This is a genomic window from Taklimakanibacter deserti (assembly GCA_003574785.1).
On sequence record QORU01000006.1, the window covers coordinates 282,892 to 303,199 of the forward strand.

Sequence of the window (20,308 nt, forward strand, 5' to 3'; positions counted from 1 at the left end):
TTGGCAATTCCTTGTTCATTACTGGTGGTTCTGAGGGGCCTCGCCCTTCAGCCAGCAGCGCGCGAAGCGCTCGGGGCCAAGGGCGAAGGCGGGCGGCCGCTTCGTCGCGCAGATGCCGATGGGCACCTGGCAGCGCGGCGCGAAGGCGCAGCCTTCCGGCAGTTGCGCCAGATCGGGTGGTCGCCCGGCGATCGTTGCCAGCCCCTCTTCCACCCGCTTGTCGATGCGCGGCACGGCGGTGAGGAGCGCTTTCGTGTAAGGATGGGAAGGCTCGGCGAAGACGTCCTTGGTCGCGCCGGTTTCGACGATGCGCCCGGCATACATGACGAGAACGCGGGTCGAGAAGCGCGAGACGAGCGCGATATTGTGCGAGATGAGAAGGATGGCGGTCCCCGTCTCGCGGTTCATCCGGCCGAGCAGGTCCATGATCTGCGCCTGCACGGTGACGTCGAGCGCCGTCGTCGGCTCGTCGGCGATGAGGAGCTTGGGCGCGTTCGCCATGCCCATGGCGATCATCACCCTTTGCCGCATGCCGCCCGAATATTGATGCGGATAATCCTGCGCCCGGGCCTCGGGATCGGGAATGCGCACGCCGTTCAGCATCGCGACCGAGCGGCGCCAGGATTGCTCAGCCGTGACCCGATGATGCGCCTCGATCGTCTCGCCGACCTGGCGGCCGATGCGCAATACCGGATTGAGCGAGGCCGAAGGATCCTGGAAGATCGTGCCGATGTCATTGCCGCGAACCTGGCGCAGCTCACGCTCCGAGAGGCCCACGAGGTCGCGGCCGTTGAGCGCGATGCGTCCTTGGGCGATGCGGCCGGGCTTCGGGATGAGCCCCAGGATCGACAGCGCCATCATGGATTTGCCCGATCCCGATTCGCCGACGACGCCCACCACCTCACCCGGCTGGACGCCGAAGGATACGCCGTCGACAGCCTTGATCTCGCCGCGCCGGCTCGGGATCACGACACGAAGGTCCTCGATCGTGAGGAGCGGCCGCCCGGGGAGGGCTCTGATTTCCGCCGACATCTAAGCTGCCCCCTTGGATTTGCGCATATGCGATGAGGCCGGCATGACGGAAGCGACCTTGTCCGCGAAGTGGCAGGCGGCGACATGGTGCCCTTCGCCTTCCGCCTTGGGCTCGCTTGCCAGGCATTGCGAGGGATCGTCGAGCTTCTTGCGCAGCCAGCAGCGTGTATGGAAGCGGCAGCCGAGCGGCACGCGCGCCGGCGACGGCGGGTCGCCGGTGAGCAATATCTCTTCCTTGACCAGCCCCTCCGTGCCGGCGAGCGTCGGCACCGCCGAGAGCAAGGCCACGGTGTAAGGATGGCGCGGCGCCTGGAACAAGGCTTCCGTCTCGGCGAGCTCGACGATCCGGCCCAGATACATGACGGCGACGCGGCTCGCCATTTGCCGCACCACCGCGAGATCATGCGAGATGAAGACATAGGTCAGGCGGAAGCGGCGCTGCAGATCGATAAGCAGATTGACGATCTGCGCCTGGATCGACACGTCGAGCGCGCTCAAGGGTTCATCGCAGATGATGAGCCTGGGCTCGATGGCGAGCGCCCGGGCGATGCCGATGCGCTGGCGCTGCCCGCCGCTGAATTCGCGCGGGAAGCGCAGCGCCATGTCGGCGCCGAGGCCCACCATGTCGAGAAGCTCGGCCACTTTTTTCCGGCGCGCCGCCTTGGCTACGCCGGCGATCAGCAAGGGCTCGCCGACGATGTCGCCGACCCGCTGACGCGGATCGAGGCTGGCATAGGGATCCTGGAAGACCATTTGCAGCTGGCGCCGCGCATCGCGCAGCCGGCGCGCCGACAGCCCGGTCAGCTCGGTCCCGGCAAAGCTGATGCTGCCGGTGCTCGGCTTCTGCAGCATGGCGAGCGCGCGGCCGAGCGTGGTCTTGCCGCAGCCGCTCTCGCCCACGATCGCCAGCGTCTCCCCCGGCTGGACGTCGAGATCGACGCCATCGACGGCCCGCACCGCATTGAAGCGGACATGGAGGTCGCGAGCCTGGAGCAAGGGCGTATCGGTCATGTCGCGGCCCCGCGCGAGGCGCTCACCGCCGGATCGAGGAGGTCGCGCAGCGCGTCGCCGACCACATTGAGGGCGAGCAGCGTGAGCCCGATGGCGAGCGCCGGAAAGACCAGGAGATGCGGATAGGACTGGAGCGACTGCGCGCCGGTGGCGATCATCGTGCCCCAGCTCGGCGTCGGCGGATCCACGCCGACGCCGATGAAGCTCAGCCCCGCCTCGAGCAATATCGCATTGGGCACGACGAAGGTCACCGCGATCAGGATCACCGGCACCGTATTGGGCAACAGGTGCTTGCGGATGATGAAGCTGTCGGAGGCGCCGGCGAGGCGGCAGGCCAGCACATATTCGGCATGCTTCAGCGACAGCACTTGCGCGCGCACGAGTCGCGAGGTCGTGACCCAGCCGGTGAGGCCGAGCGTCAGGAGCACGCCGAGAAGGCCGCCCGACAGGCGGTAGGCCTCGGCCAGCGGCGCCAGGAGGCCGGAAGCCTCGCCGCCGAGCTGCCCTTTGACGAGGGCTGCGAACAAGATGGCGAAAAGCGTGTCGGGGAAGGCATACATGCTGTCGACGAAGCGCATGATGACATTGTCGATGAAGCCGCCGGCATAGGCGGCGATCGTGCCGACGAGCACGCCGATCGCCACCGCGATCACGGTCGAAGCGATGGCGACGGTGAGCGACACGCGGGCACCGACCGCGAGCCGCGCCAGCACGTCGCGTCCGAGCTCGTCGGTGCCGAGCCAGTTTTTGAGCGACGGCCCGGCATTGCGGGCGAGTACATTCTGGCGATAGGCGTCGTGCGGCAGGAAGGGCGAGAGGAGCGCGAAGAGGAAGACCGCCAGCAGAAAAGCGAGGCTCACCGCGAGCCCCGGGTTGCGGCGGACGAAGGCCCCGAGCCGCCTCAGGCCATGGGCGAGGCCGATGCGATCTGAGCTAACGGCATCGAGCGCGGTCATGAGGTGCGCTCCAGGCGGGTACGCGGGTCGAGCACGAAATAGAGAAGGTCGACCACGAGGTTGATCACCACGACGAAGACCGCATAGATGAGCGTCGTGCCGATGATGACGGGATAGTCGCGCGCCGCGATGGCGAGCACGAAATAGCGCCCGAAGCCCGGGATGCCGGCGATCGATTCGACGAAGAACGAGCCCACCAGCACATAGGTCATATAGGAGCCGGCGACCGTCACCGCCGGGATCAGCGCATTGCGGCCCATATGGTGGATAATGATCGAAAGAGGTTTCAGCCCCTTGGCGCGGGCGGTGCGCACGAAATCGAGATTCATCACTTCGAGCATGCTGGTCCTGAAGCAGCGGATGACGGCGGCGAGCGGCGCCAGCGCCAGCGAGAAGACCGGCACGATGGAGGACGTCGTGAACAGCCCCTTCCAACCGAAAGTCGGCACGAGGCCCAAGCCCACGCCCAAGGACACGATCAGGATCGAAGTCACGACATAGGTCGGCATGGAGATGCCGAGCGTGCTCAGCATGCGGATGAGGCCGTCGACCGCGGGGTGGCGCGTCAGGGCCGCGAGCGCGCCGAGCGGCAGGCCGAGCAGGATGGCGAGGACCATGGCGGCGGCGCCGAGCTTGAGCGATACCGGCAGGAAGCGTGCGACGATGTCGTTCACCGACTGGCTGCGGTCGCGATAGGACGGGCCTAGATCGCCATGCAGCGCATTCCACAGATAGCTCGCATATTGCACATGGAGCGGCTTATCGAGGTTGTATTTGGCATCGAGCACCGCCTTGACCGAGGGTTCCATCGGCCGGTTGCCGCCCGAATCCCAGGGCGAGCCCGGTGTCGCATGGGCGATGAAGAAGACCAGCGTATAGGCGATGAGGAGCGTCGGGATGGCGGACAGGATGCGTTTGAAGAGATAGGAAAGCATGACAGCACCCTGCCCGCAGTGACTTCGATCCGCCCTATTTAAAGGCGGCCTCGCCGATATGATACATGTTGAGCACGCCCTCATGGGCGAGGCCCTCGACGTCGGGCTTCACCATCCACAGATCGGTCGGATTCTGCAGCGCCGTCATCGGCTGCTCTTCCTCCAGGATCTTGTTGGCGGCGCGAAAGGCCTCGGCCCGCTTGGCGGGATCGGTCTCGGCGTCGCCCTTCTTGACGATCTCGGCGAAGGCGTCATTGGCGAAATGGTTCTGCCGCACATCGGCGGTGATCAGGTCGCCGAACCAGTTGGCGGGATCGGCATAGTCCGACCACCAGCCATTGATCATGAGATCGTATTTCTCGCTCTTGCGCGTCTGCACCCAGGCGCGGAAGGCATTGGCCTCGAGCACGTTGATGTTGGCTTGGATGCCGAGATTGTCGGCCCACATCTGCTGCAGCAGTTGCGCGATGAGCGGGCGCTCGCGCGTTGCCGTCGTCGAGATGGTGAATTGCGGAAAACCCTTGCCGTCCGGAAAGCCCGCTTCGGCGAGGAGCTTCTTCGCATCTGCGACCGTGCCCTTGAGGGCATCGGCCGAGTTGCCGCCCGGTATGGAGTCGGGGATGATCGTATTGGCGATGCGGTTGGTGCCGTCGCTCGTCGCGGTGACGATCGGCTGCCGGTCGATCACCAGAGCCAACGCGTGGCGCACGCGCTTGTCGTTCCACGGCGCCTGCGTCATGTCATATTGCACCCATTCGGTGGCGGCGAGCGGGAACGGGTCGAGCTCCTTGCTTAAAACCGGGTCCTTGCGGATGCGCGCGATATCCTGCGACGGCACGCAGGTCGTGAAGTCGATCTCGTCGGCTTCATAGGCGCGCAGTTGCGCGGTGCATTGATCGCCTGACGCGATCGTCATCTCGATGCGCGGGATGGCGGGCTTCTTGCCGCCATAATGCGGATTGGCCTCCATCACGATCGACTGGTCGTTGACGCGGCTCACCAGCTTGTAGGGCCCGTTAGAGAGCATATGCTCCGGCAGCACCCATTTCTCGCCGAACTCCTCGACCACTTTCTTAGGCACTGGCGTCAGATAGGGCAGCGCCAGCTTGGCGCGGAATTGCGGTGCCGGCAGCGCCGTCACCACTTCGAAGCTAAAATCGCCGGTCGCCTTGATGCCGACCTTCTCGGGGTCCGTGATCGTGCCCTTGTTGTAGTCCATGGCATTCTCGACATCGCTCAGGAAGCTCGCGGCCTCGCTGCCGACCTTGGGATCGAGAATACGCTTCCAGGAATAGACCCAGTCTTGCGCGGTGATGGGCTCGCCATTCGACCATTTGTAATCGGGATTGAGTTCCACCTTCCAGGTGCGGCCGTCGGGGGCGAGCTCGATGCTCTTGGCCTGCAGCAGGACGAGATTGCCGTCCTTGTCGGTGCGCGCCAGAGGCTGGAAGAGCTGCGCATTGACATAAATGGCGAAGTCGGTGGCGAGATTGGGATCCATGTAGCGCGGCTCGCCGACGATCATGCGGAAGACGCCCTTGTCGGCGCCGGCCAAAACGGGACCGGACAGGGCCGTGGCGATGACGGCGGCGGCGGCGAACGCCTTGAGGATATGTGATTTCAGCATGTTTTCTCCCCTGAACTTTTTTGAACTGGTGGGCCGCCGCGAGCGCGCCGGCAGCCTCGACCTTAGGCATTGCTTAATTGCATTTCTAATACCGATTGAGGACAGATTGAGACCTCAAAAGCATCAATTGCCGAAGCTCATTTGGCCGGTACGCGCCGCCGGCTGGCCACAGGCGTCTTGCGCGGGGCGGCGGCAGATCCGCTCACCACTTCCCGCGTCACATTGACGAAATTCTCGAGCGCCCGTGATTTGAGCTGCGGATGCCAGGCGGCGACGCTGACCACGATCGGCGGCTTCTCGGCCAAGGGCCGCATGACGACATCGCGGCGCTCCTTGACCCAGTCGGCGTCGATATAGATCGAGACTCCCATGCCGGCCGCCACCAGGTTGACGATGCTGTCGCTGTGGGACGCCTCTTGCGCCACGCGCGGCAGGAAACCCGCCTGCATGCAATAGGCATCGACGACGTCGAGAAAGGACCGCCAGCCGGCCGCCGACCCGATGACGAAGGGCTCGGAGGCGAGACTCGCGAGCGCGATCTCGTTCTGCGCCGCGAGGCGATGGCCCTTGGGCAGGAGGCAGACCAGGCGCTCCCGGCGCAGCACGATATGGGAAAGGTCGCCGACCAGATGCGCGCCGGTGAGGAAGCCCATATCGAGGCGGCGCTTGCGGATCGCGTCGGCCATTTCGGGTGACGACATCGATTGCAGATTGACGCTGATATCGGGATAGCGCGTGCGGAAGCGCATGACGATCGGCGGCAGCGCGTCATTGATGGCGAAATCATTGAAGCCGACGGTCAGGCTGCCGAGCTCGCCATGCTCGAAGCGTTGCGCGTTGCGGATCGCCGCCGTGAGCTGCTCCAGCATCTCGCGCGCCTCGGCAAGGAAGGAGGCGCCGGCGGGCGTCAGGCGGACGCTGCGGGTCGAGCGCTCGAAGACCGTCACGCCCATCAGGCTCTCCATGTCGCGGATCGTCCGGCTGAGGGCCGGCTGGGCGAGATGCAGCCGCTCCGCGGCGCGCCGGAAATTCAGCTCCTCGGCGACGGCGACGAAGGCACGCAAATGACGGATCTCGATCGACATTGGCCTGGTTCAATGAGGTCGGATAGATGCTCATGAGGCATCACTCCGACCTTGATAGCAAGCTTTGGCGCTCAATCCATTCTGCTCGATCCCGACTGCCTCTTGACTCGTGCAATAATGTATACATTATTGCACGAAACACGGAGCGAGCAGGACATGCAGGCGCCCAACAGGGAAGTCAAACGAAACGATCTCCTGGTCTCGGCTGTCGAGACGGCTGTCCAGACCTATGCCGGCGCCAATCCGACGAGCCGTGCTCTCTTCGAGCGCGCCCATCTGTCGATGCCCGGCGGCAATACCAGAAGCGCGCTCCATTTCGACCCTTTCCCTCTTTATGTCGAGAACAGCTCGGGCTGCCACCTCACCGACCGCGATGGCCATGACTATCTGGACGTGCTGGGCGAATTCACCGCCGGCCTCTTCGGCCATCAGGATCCTGTCATCACCCAGGCGATCGCCGAGACGACCCGGCAGGGCATGGTCAATGGCGCGCCGGGCGAAAGCGAGATCAAGCTCGCCGAATGGGTGTGCGCCCGCTTCGCCGGCATCGAGAAGGTGCGCTTCTGCAATTCGGGCACCGAGGCCAATCTCTTTGCCTTGGCCTTGGCGAAAGCCGCCACCGGGCGATCGAAATTCATCTGCTTCGCCGGCGCCTATCATGGCGGCGTCTTCAATTTCGGCACCGCCGGCGGCGCAATGAACGCGCCCTATGATTTCGTGAAATGCCCCTATAACGACATCGAGGCCTGCGTCTCGGCAATCCGCCGCGTCGGCGCCGATCTCGCCGCCGTCATCGTCGAGCCGATGATGAGCAACGGCGGCTGCCTGCCGGCGGCACCGGAATTCCTGGCCGCTCTGCGCCGGGAATGCAGCGCCGTCGGCGCGCTGCTCATCTTCGATGAGATCGTCACCGCCCGCATGGGTGATGGCGGCATGCAGGGCATCGTCGCGGTGACGCCCGATCTGACGACGCTCGGCAAGTTCCTCGGCGGCGGCTTCAGCGCCGGCGCCTTTGGCGGCAGGGCCGATCTCCTCGATCTCATGGATCCGGCGCGGCCGGACGCGCTCATCCATGCCGGCACCTTCAACAACAATCCCTATACGATGGCGGTCGGCTATGCCGCCTTGAGCAGTTTGTTCACGCCCGCGCGCGCCCGGAAACTGTTCGACGATGGTGAAGCCTTGCGGGCGCGACTCAATGCCATGGCGGCCGAAATTTCCCCGGCGATCCAGTTCACCGGCGTCGGTTCGATCATGAACATCCATTTCGTGAAGGGACCGATAAGACGGCCCGGCGATCTCGCCGGCGAACCCAGATCGCTGTTCCGTCTCTTCCATTTCGACCTGCTGGCGCGCGGCCTCTATGCCGCGGCGCGCGGCCAGATCAATCTGAGCCTGCCGATGGGTGTGCGCGAATTCGACCTGATCACGGAAGCCGTCGCCGATTTCTTCCGCGGCCGGCGCGCCCTTCTCCAGGTTCTCTAAAAACAAGCAAAGGAGAGGAAACGAACATGAACAGAAGAACAGTGTTGAAAGCCGCAGGCGCGCAGATCGCTCTGTTCGCCGGGCTCGCCTCGGGCGCTATTGCCGAGGAGCGCGTTCTGCGCGTGCTCACCTGGGAAGGCTATAATGACGAGAAATGGGTCAAGGCCTTCGAAGCAGAGACCGGCGCCAAGGTCAGCATCACCTATGTCTACAGCGTCGATGAGATCACTGCGAAGATGACGGCCTCGAAGGGCCAGGACTATGACGTGCTGGCGATCGAGACCTCGTCCTACAAGCGCCTCATCGAACAGGGCCTCATCCAGCCGCTCGACCGCGCCAAGATTCCCAATCTCGCCAATCTGCTGCCGCCGATGCAGAACCTTCGCGCCCTCAATGTCGACGGCAAGCTCTATGGCGTGCCCTATGCCTGGGGCTCGGTGCCGCTCATCTATGCCAAGGCGGCTTTCCCGACCCCGCCCGACAGCTGGTCGATCATGTGGGACGAGCGCTATCGCGGCAAGGTCATCGTCCTCGACGATGCCAACAACAATGTCGTCACCATGGCGCTGGCGCTCGGCCTGCCCGATCCGTTCAATCTCACCGACGAGCAATTCGCCCAAATCAAGGCCAAGCTGCTCGAGGTCAAGCGCAATGTCGTGACCTATTATGCGGGCTTCGATGAAGGCGCCAGCATCTTCGCGCAGGGTGGCATCGACCTCATGGCCGCGATGGCCGAGCCGCAAGTGAAGATGATCAAGTCCAAAGGCGTCGATGTCGGTCTCGTCATTCCCAAGGAGCGGGCCATCGGCTGGTTCGATTGCTGGGCGATCACGGCAGGTGCCCGCGACATGGACCTGGCCTATGCCTGGATCGACTTCTTCACGCGCAAGGAGGTCGGCGCGGCGCTCTCGGCGACGCATGAATATGGCAACAGCGTCGATCAGGCGGCCAATGAAGCGATCGGCCTCGATTATGCCGATCGGCTGACCTTCCTCGACGCGCCCGAGGACTTCGCCAAGCGCGTCAATCTGTGGAACGAGGTCAAGGCGACGCCGGTGCAATGACGGAAAAGAATCGCGACATCATCACGCTGGCGGGCGTGAGCAAGGTCTATGGTCCCGTCGAGGTGCTGAAGCCCATCGATCTCGCCGTCAAGGACGGAGAGTTCCTGACGCTCTTGGGTCCCTCGGGCTCCGGCAAGACGACGATCCTGCGCCTCATTGGCGGCTTCACGCCGCCAAGCGGCGGCCGCATCCTTCTCGATGGCGAGGACATATCGCGCCTGCCCATCTTTGCGCGCCCGCTCAACACCGTCTTCCAGGACTATGCGCTCTTCCCGCATATGACGGTGGCACAGAATGTCGGCTTCGGCCTCAGGGTCCGCAAGCGCCCCAAGGCCGAGGTCGCCCGGCGGGTCGCCGAGGTCCTCTCCGTCGTCGGCCTCACCGACAAGGCCCGGCGCTTTCCATCCGATCTGAGCGGCGGGCAGCGCCAGCGCGTGGCGCTCGCCCGCGCCATCATCTGCGCGCCGCGCCTGATCCTGCTCGATGAACCCCTTGCGGCACTCGATGCCGAATTGCGCCGCTCCATGCAGGTTTTCCTCAAGGACCTGCAGCGGCAGATCCGCACCACCTTCATTTTCGTGACCCACGACCAGGAAGAGGCGATCGCCGTTTCCGACCGCATCGCGGTGATGAACCAGGGACGGATCGAGCAGATCGGCACGCCGGAGGATGTCTATTACCGCCCGCACAGCGAATTCGTCGCCCGCTTTTTCGGCGAGAACAATGTGCTCGCCGCCGCTTTGGACGACGGCGCGGTGAGGAGCATTCTCGGCCGCCATGCGGTCGCGAGGCCCCCGGCGTTGGGCGCCACCCTCCACGTCGCCATCCGCCCCGAACGCCTGTCGCTTGCCGGCCGCTCCGGCGCGCCCGGACATGACAGCCTCTCGGCCATAGTCGAGAAGCGCACCTTTCTGGGCCCGGTGACGGAGCTCATCTTGCGCCCGGAAGGTGCGCCGGAAGCGCTCAAGCTCCGGTTGGCCGATGGCAGCCTCGCGGCGCTGCCGGCCATTGGCGAAAAGGTTACCCTTGCCTGGTCGCGCTCGGACATCAGCCTGCTCGCGAGCTAGCCCATGGTGTCGATGACCACAGAGATCACGGCGGCAGCGCGAACCCAAAGCGAACCCTCGCGGCTGCGCTTGCCAGGGCGGGGCGGGCACATCGCCGCCCTCCTCGTCTATGGGCTGCCCTCGCTCCTCATCGTCCTCCCCCTCGGCTCTTTCCTCATCTATGCCTTCTGGTCGGTCGAGAACGGCAAGGTGGTCAAAGGCTTCACCTTGAAGAATTTCCGGGAATTCTTCACCGGCCCGATCTATCTCGACGTCTTTCTCTCCTCGCTGCTCCTGTCGCTTGCGGTTTCGCTGATCGCCCTGGTCCTCGGCTATATCGTCGCCTATGTCGTCTGGCGCATCGAGGGGCGGCTCAAATATTTCCTGCTGCTGGTGACGATATTGCCGCTCGCCATGAGCTATATCGTCAAGATCTATGCGATGCGTGGCATTCTGGGTTTCAACGGCTATCTCAACTGGCTCCTGGTATCGAGCGGTCTCATCGAGGCACCCAGCCGGCTCTTCATCTACAATCAGAAATCGGTACTGATCACCATGGCAGTCATCTACCTGCCCTATGCGATCTTCCCGATCTTCCTGTCGCTGGAGCGCATTCCCTCCTCTCTCCTCCATGCCGCCGCCGATCTCGGTGCCAGGCCCTATCAGGTCTTCCGCCATGTGGTATTGTCGCTGAGCCTGCCCGGATCCATCGTCGGCGCGCTGTTCGTCATGGTTCTATCGCTGGGGGATTTCATGACGCCGCAAATGGTGGGCGGCAATCAGGGGTTCACTTTCGGCAGCGTCGTCTGGAGCCAGTTCGGCATGGCCTATAACTGGCCACTGGGCGTAGCGCTGGCCATCATCCTGCTCGCCGCAAGCCTCGCCATCGTGGCGCTTGCCGCGCTGGTCGCGAAAAAGGCGCGCGTCAAATGACCCGGCTCGAGCGCCTGACCCTCATCGTCCTCTGGTGCATCACCGGGCTGATCTTCGCCGCCCTCTATCTCCCGGCCCTTCTCGTGGTGTTCCAGTCCTTCTTCGACCGCGCCGGCCGGTCGATCGCTTTCGACAGCTTCGGCCTCAAATGGTACCGGGCCCTTCTCGACAATGGCGATATCCTCTCGGCCCTCGGAACGTCCCTGATCGTCGGCTGCGCCGCGGTCGCCGTCAGTGCGTCCCTGGCGCTCCTCATCGCCTATTACATGAAGACCGGCGAGCGCCGCGGCCGGCGCTATGTCGAATTCGTCATCTTCATGCCCTTCGTGCTCCCGGCCATCATCACCGGCATCGCGCTCCTCATCACCTTCCGCGAGCTCGGCATCGAAAGCGGCATCCTCACCGTCACCTTGGGCCACATCGCCATCATCCTGGCGGTGCTCTATCGGATGATCACGGTACGCCTCGAAAGTCTCGAGGACAGCCAGATCGAGGCCGCCCTCGATCTCGGCGCCAATCACCGCCAGGCCTTCCTCTTCGTGGTTTTGCCGCAATTGCGCTCGGCCCTGATCACCAGCTCGCTCCTCGCTTTCACCTTGAGCTTCGATGAGACACTGGTCACCTTCTTCCTCTCCGGCTCCGACATGACCATCCCGATCAGACTGTGGTCGATGATGCGGGTCGGCTTCTCGCCCGAGGTGAATGCCTTCGTGTCGCTCGTCCTTCTGGTGACCATGACGACCGCCGTCCTCAGCGCCCTTTCCTTCCGGAACCCGATCGTGAAATAGATGTGAAGCATGATGAACGCGAAAATGGATCTCGAGCTCGGCTATCGCAGCCTGCCGGATGCGATAGCCGATCACATCGTCAATCTCATCGCCACGGGCCAATTGCAGCCCGGCCAGCGCCTCTATGAGAAGGACATCTGCAACCTGCTCAATGTCAGCCGCATACCGGCGCGCGAGGCGCTGCGCACGCTGCAGACCCAGGGCGTGGTGCGCTCCGAGCCCAACCGCGGAACCTTCATCACCCATTTCGGATCGAGCGAGACGCTGGAGTTGCTCGAGATCAGGCTGTGCGTCGAGCGTATCGCGGTGCGGCGGCTCCTCGCCCGCGCCGCTAACGAGCCCCGCCTCCTCGATGAGCTCCTGGAGAATATCGCCGCGATGAAAAGGGCCGCGCTCCTATCCGACCGCCTGTCCTATTGCCGCGCCGATCTCTCCTTCCACGAACGCGTGGTGACGCTGTCCGATTCGCCCATGCTCAAGCCGATCTGGGACTCGCTCTCCCGCGGCGTCCTGGTCTTCCTCATGCAGGAGCGTGACGACAGCTACGACTTCAACAAGTCGGTCATCGATCACGAGAAGCTGATCGCCCTCATGCGAGGAGGCGATCTCGCCCGCATCGAGGCCGAATGGGCCCATCACATCGGCGTCGTCATCGGCAATCTGGAACCGGACTTGTGAGCCTCATGCCTCGCCGTCTCGGCCGGACGCAGCTGTCGCTTCCGGCCTTTGGTCTCGGTTGCGCGCCATTGGGCGAGCTCTACGCGCCGATCCCGGAAGCCGTCGCGCGGGAAACGCTCTGTGCCGCCTGGGACGGCGGTATTCGCTATTACGACACCTCGCCCTGGTATGGCCGGGGCTTGAGCGAATTGCGCCTGGGCCAGCTTCTGCGCCGGAAGCCGCGCCGCGAATTCCTGATCTCGACCAAGATTGGCCGGACATTCCATCGCCCGCGCGATCCCGACAATTTTGTCGGCGACTTCTGGCAAGGCGGCTCACCCTTCGAGCAGCGCTTCGACTACACCTATGACGGCGTCATGCGCTCCTATGAGCAGAGCATGATGCGCACCGGCCTCAACCGCTTCGACTTGCTGCTCATTCATGATCTCGACATCGCCGAGATGGGCTCAGGCGATCTTGTCGCCCATCACTTTCGCGACCTCGAGCGCTCCGGCTGGCGGGCACTGGAGATGCTGCGGCGCGAGGGCGAGATCGAAGGCGTCGGAGCCGGCGTCAACATCCTGGGTACTATCCCCGAGATGCTGAAGCGTTTCGATCTCGACGCCTTCCTGGTGGCCATGCCCTACAATCTTCTCGACCAGCGCCCGTTGGACGCGGAATTTCCGCTCTGCGCCGAGCGCTCCGCCGGCATCATCATCGGATCGCCTTTTGCCTCAGGCATCCTGGCGACCGGATCGAAGGCGCAGAAGCCTTTATTCAACTATGCCCCGGCGCATCCTGAGATCATCGCCAAGGTACGCTCGATCGAGGTGGTCTGCGCCCGATATGACATATCGCTCAAGGCCGCCGCCATGCAATTCCCCTTGCGCCATCCCTTGGTGGCGAGCGTCATCTTCGGCGCGATCGGCCGCAGCCAGGCTCTCGAAAACATGGCGCTTTTCTCCTGTCCTATCCCCGAGGCCTTTTGGCAGGAATTGCGCGATCTGAGCCTCATCCATCCCCTGTCCCCATGATGAAGAACAAAATGGACGTCTGTCTCATCGGTCTCGGAAGAATGGGCGCTCCCATGGCCGCGACACTTGCCGCCAAGGGATTTGCCGTGCGCGCTTGGACACGCACCGAGCGCCCCGACATGCGGCGTGACGCGCGCATCACGCTCTTGCCGACCGCCGAGGCGGCGGTCGCGGGCGCGGACGCCGTCATCCTGATGCTTTCGGACGGCAATGCCACGGAGGAGCTTCTGTTCGGACGGAAGCTTGCGCAGGCGATCGGAAAAGAGGCGATCGTCATCGACATGGCGACGATCGGCCCGAACGCGGCGCGCGATCACGCCGCGCGTTTGGCCAAGCTTGGCCTCCGCTATATCGATGCGCCGGTCTCGGGCGGCGTCAAAGGCGCCGAAGCCGGCACGCTCACCATTTTCGCCGGTGGCGGGCGCGAGGATTTTGCCGCCGCCACTCCCTTCCTGGCGGCGCTGGGGACCCCGCATCATCTGGGTCCGGTCGGTGCCGGCCAGACGGCCAAGCTCGCCAATCAGATCATGGTCGCGATCTATATTGGCGCCGTGGCCGAAGGCCTGCATTTCGCCGAGGCGCAAGGCCTGGATGCATCAGCACTGGTCGGCGCCCTGCAGGGCGGCTTCGCCGACAGCGCCATCCTGCGCCAGCATGGGGCGAAGATGGCGGCGCGATCCTTCGCGCCGGGCGGCACGTGCCGCCTGCATCTGAAGGATCTCGATCTTGCTTTCGATCTCATCGCTCCGGAGCAGCCTCGCCTGCATCTGGGTGAAGCGATCCGCGAGCGCTTTCGTGCCTTGGTCGCCGCCGGCCAGAGCGAGGCCGATCACAGCGCCTATTTCCTGACCTATGGCGCCTGACGCCTTACGACAGGATCTGGTAATGCGCCTCGACCGGATTGCCGGCATTGATCGGCAGCATGTCCTGCGGGCAGGCCGACATGGCGATGATGCAATCCATCTTGGCGCGCAGCACCACATAGTCGCCCGCTTTCGAGAGCGGCTCGCCCCAGCCGGTCGTGCCGTCCTTGTTGAGCGGAATGTTCATCCACAGATTGAGCGGCGACGGCACCTCCGGCGCCTCGAGGCCGATCTGGCGCATGGCGGCCTTGAGATTGTCGGTGCAGTTGTCGTGATATTCGGTGCAGCCCAGGAGCCCGTAGCGATAGTCGTCGCAGGCCGCGAACAGCGTGTCATGGACGCCGGGCGAGGTGTCCTCCTCGAAATGGAGGATGGTGCGCCTGCGGTTGGTGACGAGATCGTGCCCTTTGCGCGGGAAGATCGTGCCGATGGTCGGGCGCAGATGCTCCATCGACATGAACTCATGCGGGTCCTCGGCGCTGAAGGCCCAGGTGTCGACCACCTGGTGGCCATGGGTGTTGATGATCTTGATCGCCTGGCCTGAGCCGAGGCGGCAGGCCCGCCCCTTGCGGGCTGGAACCAGTTTCACGTCACTTGCTGTCATTTTTGCGGGCCTCGAAGATATAGCCGATGAAGTTGAGAAGGACCTGGGCGGCGAGGAAGCCGGTGATGCCGGAGGGATCGTAGGCCGGCGCCACTTCCACGAGATCGACGCCGACGACCTTGCCGCGCTTGACCAGTCCCTGCAGGATTTCCATCACTTCGTAATAGAGGAAGCCGCCATGGCTCGGCGTGCCGGTGCCGGGCGCGATCGAGGGATCGAAGCCGTCGATGTCGATGGTCACATAATAGCGCGCACCTTGCGGGATCTTGGCGAGCACGCCCTCGGCGCCGAGACGGCGTGCCTGGCGGACGGAGAGGATGGTCGAGCCCCGGGCGCGCGCATCCTCATAGCCTTCGCGTGCGGTCGAGGAGACATTGCGGATGCCGATCTGGGTGAGGCCAGAGACATGGCTCTGCTCCGCCGCGCGGCGCATCGGGTTGCCATGGCCTTCGCGCACCCCGTGCCGGACATCGACGAAATCGAGATGAGCGTCGATCTGGACGATATGGATCGGCCCATGCTCGCTGAAGGCGCGCACACAGGGGATGTTGACCGCATGGTCGCCGCCCAGCATCACCGGCAGGGCGCCGCGCGCGAGGAGCTTGCGCACCGCCTTCTCGGCATTGGCATGGCTCTTGGCGGTGTCGGTATGGACCATATCGGCATCGCCGACATCGACGATGCGCACCTGATCGAGCGGCAGATAGGTGACGTCGTCCTCATGGTCATAGGCGCCGCCATGGCCGAAGGAGAACAAGGTCGAGGCCTCGCGGATGGCGCGCGGTCCGAAGCGGGCGCCCGAGCGATATTGCGTGCCCATGTCATAGGGGATGCCGAGCACCGCGACATCGGCGTCGATCTTGTCCCAGTCGGTCGCGATCGGGCGCTTGCCGAAGGTGCAATGTCCGACAAAGGGCAGATCGAGCCTGCCGCTTTCATATCCATGACTCATGCTCTCTCCCCTTTGTCCTTGAGGTCCGCTATTTCGCCACGCCGCTTTCCGGCAAAAAAGCTGAAACTCGTGATCATCATATCGATTTTTTCGATTTATTCCGCCGCCCGGCCAGTTTTTCTTGCGGCGCCGTGTTGAACACCGCCTGGGCCGCCGCGGCGAGGCGCCCGTCCTGCGCATGCACCCCTTCCGCCACCAGCCCGCGGATGAACAATCGCTGCAAGGGTGAGCTTGGCGTGTCGCTCTTGGTCACGATGACGAAGGGCCTGACGATGCGGGTCTCGGGCGACATCAAAGCCCGCATCTGGCGGCGCTCGACCCAGTGATTGGCATAATGCTCGGGCAGGTAGCCCAGGAACTCGCCGCTCAGGATGAAGGCGGCCTGGGCTTCCATATTCGTGGCATGGGCGCGCACCGGGGCCTTTCTGAAGAAATGCAGCTCGCGGTTATTGGCATAGGGCCTGACCACGAATTCGGATGCCTCGATCTCGGCGCGCGTCGGCTTTGCCTTGAACAAGGGATGGAGATGGCCGCAATAGAGCGAATTCATCTCCTCGTGGAACAGGATCTGATCGAAGCCGTCGGGAATGTCGAGCCGCGGGATCACCGCGAGATCGAGCCCGCCCGTCGCGACCTGCGCCATCAGCACATCGGGCGAGCTCACGGTGAGCTTGATCTCGACATCGGGCGAGTTCCTGACGCATTGCTTGATGACGCTCGGAAAATCGAAGCGCGGATCGGTGATGGTGTTGTCGACCATGCCGACGCGGAGCGTGCCCACCACCTTGTGATGCAGCTCGCCCAGCACGCCCTCGAAGGCCGAGATCGAGGCGACGAGCGATTTCGACCCGTCATAGACCGCCTGACCGCGCTCGGTGAGCACGAAGCCCTTGCGCCCGCGCTGGCAGAGATCGAAGCCGAGCCGCTCCTCCAGCGCGCGCAAATGGAAGCTCACCGTCGACTGGCTCATGCCGAGCGCCAGCTGGGTGCCGAGGAACCCGCCATGCTCGACGAGGGCTCTGAACACGGTGAGCGATCTGAGGTCGCTGGGCGAGAAGCGCATGTTTCCCTTTCCCGGATGGAAAAAGCCATTCTGGCAGATTTGCAACTCATATCAACTCTTTCGATATGAGGCCGAGCAACTTCATATTTTTTGCAGCAAAGGCCTTTGCTTGGATGCCTCCTCGAAGAACCAGAATTCTCACAGCAGGGTGGAACATGATGATCAATGCCAGAACCAAGCTCTTCGGCGCCTTCGTCTTGGCCTTTGGCCTATGCGCGTCGCTCGCAGACTCGGCGCAAGCCGAAGACCTCCTCGCCGGCATCAAGGCCAAGGGAAAATTCACCGTCGCCACCGAAGCGCGCTTCCCGCCTTTCGAATTCGTCGAGAGCGGCAAGATCGTCGGCTATTCGACCGACATGATGGAAGAGGTGATGAAAGCTTTGCCGGGCGTCGAACTGGAGCGCCTCGATCTGCCCTGGCAGGGTATCCTGCCCGGCCTCGCGGCGAAGCGCTTCGACTATGTCGTGACCTCGGTCACGGTGACCAAGGAGCGCTACGACGCCTATCATCTGAGCCTGCCGATCGCCGACGCCACCATGGCGATCCTGAAGCGCAAGGATGACGACACGATCAAGAAGCCGGAGGACATCGCGGGCAAGGTCGTCGGATCGCAGACGGGCTCGGCCCAGTTGCAGGCGCTCGAGGCCTTCGCCGCCGAGCTTTCGACCAAGGGAACGCCGATCAGCGGCACCAAGACCTATGTCGATTTCTCCGAAGCCTATGCGGATCTGGGCGCTGGGCGTATTTCCGCCGTCGTCAACAGCCTGCCCAATCTGTTGGAAGCCCAGCGCCAGCGGCCCGATGTCTTCGAGGTCGTGCTGCCGACCTTCGGGCCCAAGACCTATTTCTCCTGGGCCGGCCGCAAGGACGAGGACAGCGCCGCTTTGAATGACCTCATCGATGCCGAACTGCGCAAGCTCGGCGAGAGCGGCAAGCTTGCCGAATTGCAGAAGAAGTGGTTCGGCGCCCCGATGGAGCTGCCGAGCGACAAGCTTCCCGAACCCGCGAAGTGACGTGAGCACCCTCGCTTTGCGAAGAGCGGGGCGAGGGTGACATTCGACTCACCGCTGCGATGCTTGATCTCCTCGTCAAATATGCGCCGGATTTCTTCAGCGGCATGCTGGTCACGATCTTCGTGTCGGGCAGCGCCATCCTGCTCGGCGCCGTGCCGGCGCTGGCCTTGGCTTTCGGCCTGATGTCGAAGCATCCGTTGGTGCGCTATGCCGCGAATCTCTATCGCAGCTTCTGGCGCGGCACACCGATCCTCGTCCAGCTTCTCGTCGTCTTCTATCTCCTGCCGGTCATCGGAATTTCGGTGCCACCGGTGCTGGCCGCGATCCTGGCGCTCGCGCTCAACACCACCGCCTTCCAGGCCGAAATCTATCGCGCCGGTCTCCAGGCGATCCCTCATGGCCAGATCGAGGCGGCGCGCATGCTCGGCATCGGCACACGCCATGTCCGCTGGCGCATCCTGGTGCCGCAGACCATCCGCCTTGTGCTGCCCGCCATCGTCAGCGAGATCGTGATCATTATCAAGAATTCATCGCTCGTCTCGGTCATCGCCGTCACCGAGCTCACCCGCGTCAGCCAGCAGATGGCCTCCAATTCCTTCCGGCCGCTCGAAAGCTATCTCGCCGCCGGCGTGATCTATCTCATCATCTGCCTTCTCGTGTCCTTCGCCGGGCTCACCGTCGAGAACCGTTTGCGCCGGCAAGGCGCGGTGTCGCTATGACGACATTGGATTTCATCGCGGCCTACGGCCCCTTGCTGCTCTCGGGCCTCTTCGCCACCTTGCGCATCTGCGTCCTCGCTACCCTCATCGCCATCCCGCTCGGCCTCGTCGTGGCGCTGCTCTTGAGAAGCCGGCATGCCGCCTCGCGATGGATCGCCCGCGCCTATGTCGAGGTGATGCGCGGCACGCCCATCCTGGTCGTCCTCTTCCTGCTCTATTATGGCGGCCCGAGCTTCGGCCTGGTGCTCGAGGCCGAGCCCGTCGGCATATTGGGGCTCGGCCTCTATGGCGCGGGCTACTTCGCCGAGATCCTCCGCGCCGGCCTGCAGTCGATCGCGCAAGGCCAGATCGAGGCGGCCCGCATGCTGGGCATTCCGCCTATGCGCATTCTATGGCGCATCCAGCTGCCGCAGACGCTGCGCCTGGTGGTGCCGCCCTCGATCAACCAGATCATCGTCCTCATCAAGGAATCGGCCGCTTTGTCGATCATCACCGTGCCGGAGCTGACCAAGATCGGCGCCCAGATCGCCAATGAGACTTTCGCCGTGATCCAACCCTATCTCGCGGTGGCTTTGCTCTATTGGCTGCTGATCGAGATCCTCGCCGCCTTGGGCCATTGGCTGGAACGCAAAGTGAGACATGCATGAAGCCTGAAAAGAACGACAGGGCGTTGATCCAGGTGAAGGGCCTGCGCAAGCGCTTCGGCGAGATCGAGGTGCTGAAGGGCATCGATCTCGAGGTCCGTCCCAGCGAAGTGCTGTGCATCATCGGGCCGTCGGGCTCGGGCAAGAGCACGCTGCTCCGCTCGATCGCCTTCCTCGAAGCCTATGATGCGGGCGATGTGGTGTTCGACGGCAGGCTGATCGGCTATCGCGACGAGGCCGGCAAGCGGCGACTCGCCAGCGAGAAGGAGCTCAATCAAGACCGCTCGGGCTTCGGCATGGTGTTCCAGCATTTCCATCTCTGGCCGCATTTGCGTGTGCTCGCCAATGTCACCGAAGCCTTGCGGGTGGTGAAGAAGATCGGATCGGCGGAAGCCGACCGCATCGGCGCCGAGATGCTGGGCAAGGTCGGCATAGCGGGATTCGCCGACAAATATCCCGAGCAGCTGTCGGGCGGGCAGAAGCAGCGCGTCGCCATTGCCCGCGCGCTGGCCATGAAGCCCAGGGTAATGCTGTTCGACGAGCCGACCTCGGCGCTCGATCCCGAGCTCGTCGGCGAGGTGCTGGGCGTGATGAAGCAATTGGCGCAAGAGGGCATGACCATGCTGGTCGTCACCCATGAGATGGGCTTCGCCGCCCATGTCGCCGACACGGTCGTCTTCATGGACGGCGGCAAGATCCTCGAGAAGGGCGATCCGGGAAAGCTCTTCGCCGCGCCCGAAAGCGACCGGCTGAAGCAGTTCCTCAATACCTGGCGCGAACGCTCGATCTGAACTGCC

21 protein-coding genes are annotated in these 20,308 nt (G+C 63.8%); 12 read left to right on the forward strand and 9 right to left on the reverse strand.

The genetic code is table 11. The features are described 5' to 3' along the window. Positions 1-18: 18 nt before the first annotated feature. The 6 genes from DS839_RS14645 to DS839_RS14670 all read right to left on the reverse strand — a co-directional run bounded on the left by DS839_RS14645 (position 19) and on the right by DS839_RS14670 (position 6,646). Positions 19-1,032 carry an ABC transporter ATP-binding protein gene (locus tag DS839_RS14645; RefSeq protein WP_119271087.1) on the reverse strand — a complete coding sequence of 338 codons (1,014 nt, stop codon included), beginning with the start codon at positions 1,030-1,032 and terminating at the stop codon, positions 19-21. After that, positions 1,033-2,043, reverse strand: a complete 1,011-nt coding sequence (locus DS839_RS14650; RefSeq protein ID WP_119271088.1) for an ABC transporter ATP-binding protein — start codon at positions 2,041-2,043, stop codon at positions 1,033-1,035. Then, positions 2,040-2,999, reverse strand: coding sequence for an ABC transporter permease (locus tag DS839_RS14655; protein ID WP_119271089.1), 960 nt, complete (start codon positions 2,997-2,999; stop codon positions 2,040-2,042). The genes DS839_RS14650 and DS839_RS14655 overlap by 4 nt, the downstream gene beginning before the upstream one ends. Further along, positions 2,996-3,934: an ABC transporter permease gene (locus DS839_RS14660; RefSeq protein WP_119271090.1), complete on the reverse strand. Its 939-nt coding sequence runs from the start codon at positions 3,932-3,934 to the stop codon at positions 2,996-2,998. Before DS839_RS14660 ends, DS839_RS14655 begins: the two co-directional genes overlap by 4 nt. A gap of 34 nt (positions 3,935-3,968) precedes the next feature. Next, a complete protein-coding gene (locus DS839_RS14665) occupies positions 3,969-5,561 on the reverse strand; it encodes a peptide ABC transporter substrate-binding protein (protein WP_119271091.1) in 1,593 nt (530 codons plus the stop codon). A 137-nt stretch (positions 5,562-5,698) separates the two neighbouring features. Beyond that, positions 5,699-6,646, reverse strand: coding sequence for a LysR family transcriptional regulator (locus DS839_RS14670; protein WP_119271092.1), 948 nt, complete (start codon positions 6,644-6,646; stop codon positions 5,699-5,701). Positions 6,647-6,802: 156 nt separating this feature from the next. Here DS839_RS14670 and DS839_RS14675 point away from each other — a divergent pair, with 156 nt between their 5' ends. From DS839_RS14675 to DS839_RS14710, 8 genes are read left to right on the forward strand one after another with little or no spacing between them, the layout of a single operon-like run. After that, positions 6,803-8,131: an aspartate aminotransferase family protein gene (locus DS839_RS14675; protein ID WP_162918536.1), complete on the forward strand. Its 1,329-nt coding sequence runs from the start codon at positions 6,803-6,805 to the stop codon at positions 8,129-8,131. A gap of 26 nt (positions 8,132-8,157) precedes the next feature. Further along, positions 8,158-9,195, forward strand: coding sequence for an ABC transporter substrate-binding protein (locus DS839_RS14680; RefSeq protein WP_119271094.1), 1,038 nt, complete (start codon positions 8,158-8,160; stop codon positions 9,193-9,195). After that, the gene (locus DS839_RS14685; protein WP_119271095.1) at positions 9,192-10,262 is read left to right on the forward strand and encodes an ABC transporter ATP-binding protein; all 1,071 of its coding nucleotides are present in this window, start codon (positions 9,192-9,194) and stop codon (positions 10,260-10,262) included. Before DS839_RS14680 ends, DS839_RS14685 begins: the two co-directional genes overlap by 4 nt. Positions 10,263-10,265: 3 nt before the next feature. Continuing rightward, positions 10,266-11,174, forward strand: a complete 909-nt coding sequence (locus DS839_RS14690; RefSeq protein ID WP_119271096.1) for an ABC transporter permease — start codon at positions 10,266-10,268, stop codon at positions 11,172-11,174. Beyond that, a complete protein-coding gene (locus tag DS839_RS14695; RefSeq protein WP_119271097.1) occupies positions 11,171-11,962 on the forward strand; it encodes an ABC transporter permease in 792 nt (263 codons plus the stop codon). The genes DS839_RS14690 and DS839_RS14695 overlap by 4 nt, the downstream gene beginning before the upstream one ends. Positions 11,963-11,971: 9 nt before the next feature. Further along, positions 11,972-12,640: a GntR family transcriptional regulator gene (locus DS839_RS14700; RefSeq protein WP_119271098.1), complete on the forward strand. Its 669-nt coding sequence runs from the start codon at positions 11,972-11,974 to the stop codon at positions 12,638-12,640. A gap of 5 nt (positions 12,641-12,645) precedes the next feature. Next, positions 12,646-13,653: an aldo/keto reductase gene (locus tag DS839_RS14705; RefSeq protein ID WP_119271248.1), complete on the forward strand. Its 1,008-nt coding sequence runs from the start codon at positions 12,646-12,648 to the stop codon at positions 13,651-13,653. A gap of 11 nt (positions 13,654-13,664) precedes the next feature. Continuing rightward, on the forward strand, positions 13,665-14,516 hold the full coding sequence (locus DS839_RS14710) for an NAD(P)-dependent oxidoreductase (RefSeq protein ID WP_162918537.1): 852 nt from the start codon (positions 13,665-13,667) through the stop codon (positions 14,514-14,516). Between the two features lie 4 nt (positions 14,517-14,520). Here the strand turns inward: DS839_RS14710 and DS839_RS14715 are convergent, their stop codons facing one another. The 3 genes from DS839_RS14715 to DS839_RS14725 form a co-directional block, all read right to left on the reverse strand. Further along, entirely contained in the window at positions 14,521-15,120 is a 600-nt protein-coding gene (locus tag DS839_RS14715; RefSeq protein ID WP_119271100.1) for a DUF1989 domain-containing protein, read from the reverse strand. Next, positions 15,107-16,072 (reverse strand): agmatinase, encoded by a 966-nt coding sequence (gene speB, locus DS839_RS14720; RefSeq protein WP_119271101.1) that lies wholly within the window; start codon positions 16,070-16,072, stop codon positions 15,107-15,109. Before speB ends, DS839_RS14715 begins: the two co-directional genes overlap by 14 nt. A gap of 76 nt (positions 16,073-16,148) precedes the next feature. Further along, a complete protein-coding gene (locus DS839_RS14725) occupies positions 16,149-17,135 on the reverse strand; it encodes a LysR family transcriptional regulator (RefSeq protein ID WP_119271102.1) in 987 nt (328 codons plus the stop codon). Between the two features lie 155 nt (positions 17,136-17,290). Between DS839_RS14725 and DS839_RS14730 the strand changes: the two genes are divergently transcribed. The 4 genes from DS839_RS14730 to DS839_RS14745 are packed head-to-tail and all read left to right on the forward strand — an operon-like array spanning position 17,291 to position 20,302. After that, complete coding sequence (locus DS839_RS14730; protein ID WP_119271103.1) at positions 17,291-18,148, forward strand: transporter substrate-binding domain-containing protein; 858 nt, start codon at positions 17,291-17,293, stop codon at positions 18,146-18,148. A 59-nt stretch (positions 18,149-18,207) separates the two neighbouring features. Then, a complete protein-coding gene (locus DS839_RS14735; RefSeq protein ID WP_119271104.1) occupies positions 18,208-18,867 on the forward strand; it encodes an amino acid ABC transporter permease in 660 nt (219 codons plus the stop codon). Then, positions 18,864-19,514, forward strand: a complete 651-nt coding sequence (locus DS839_RS14740; protein ID WP_119271105.1) for an amino acid ABC transporter permease — start codon at positions 18,864-18,866, stop codon at positions 19,512-19,514. The genes DS839_RS14735 and DS839_RS14740 overlap by 4 nt, the downstream gene beginning before the upstream one ends. Beyond that, entirely contained in the window at positions 19,511-20,302 is a 792-nt protein-coding gene (locus DS839_RS14745) for an amino acid ABC transporter ATP-binding protein (protein WP_119271106.1), read from the forward strand. The genes DS839_RS14740 and DS839_RS14745 overlap by 4 nt, the downstream gene beginning before the upstream one ends. Positions 20,303-20,308: the final 6 nt, after the last annotated feature.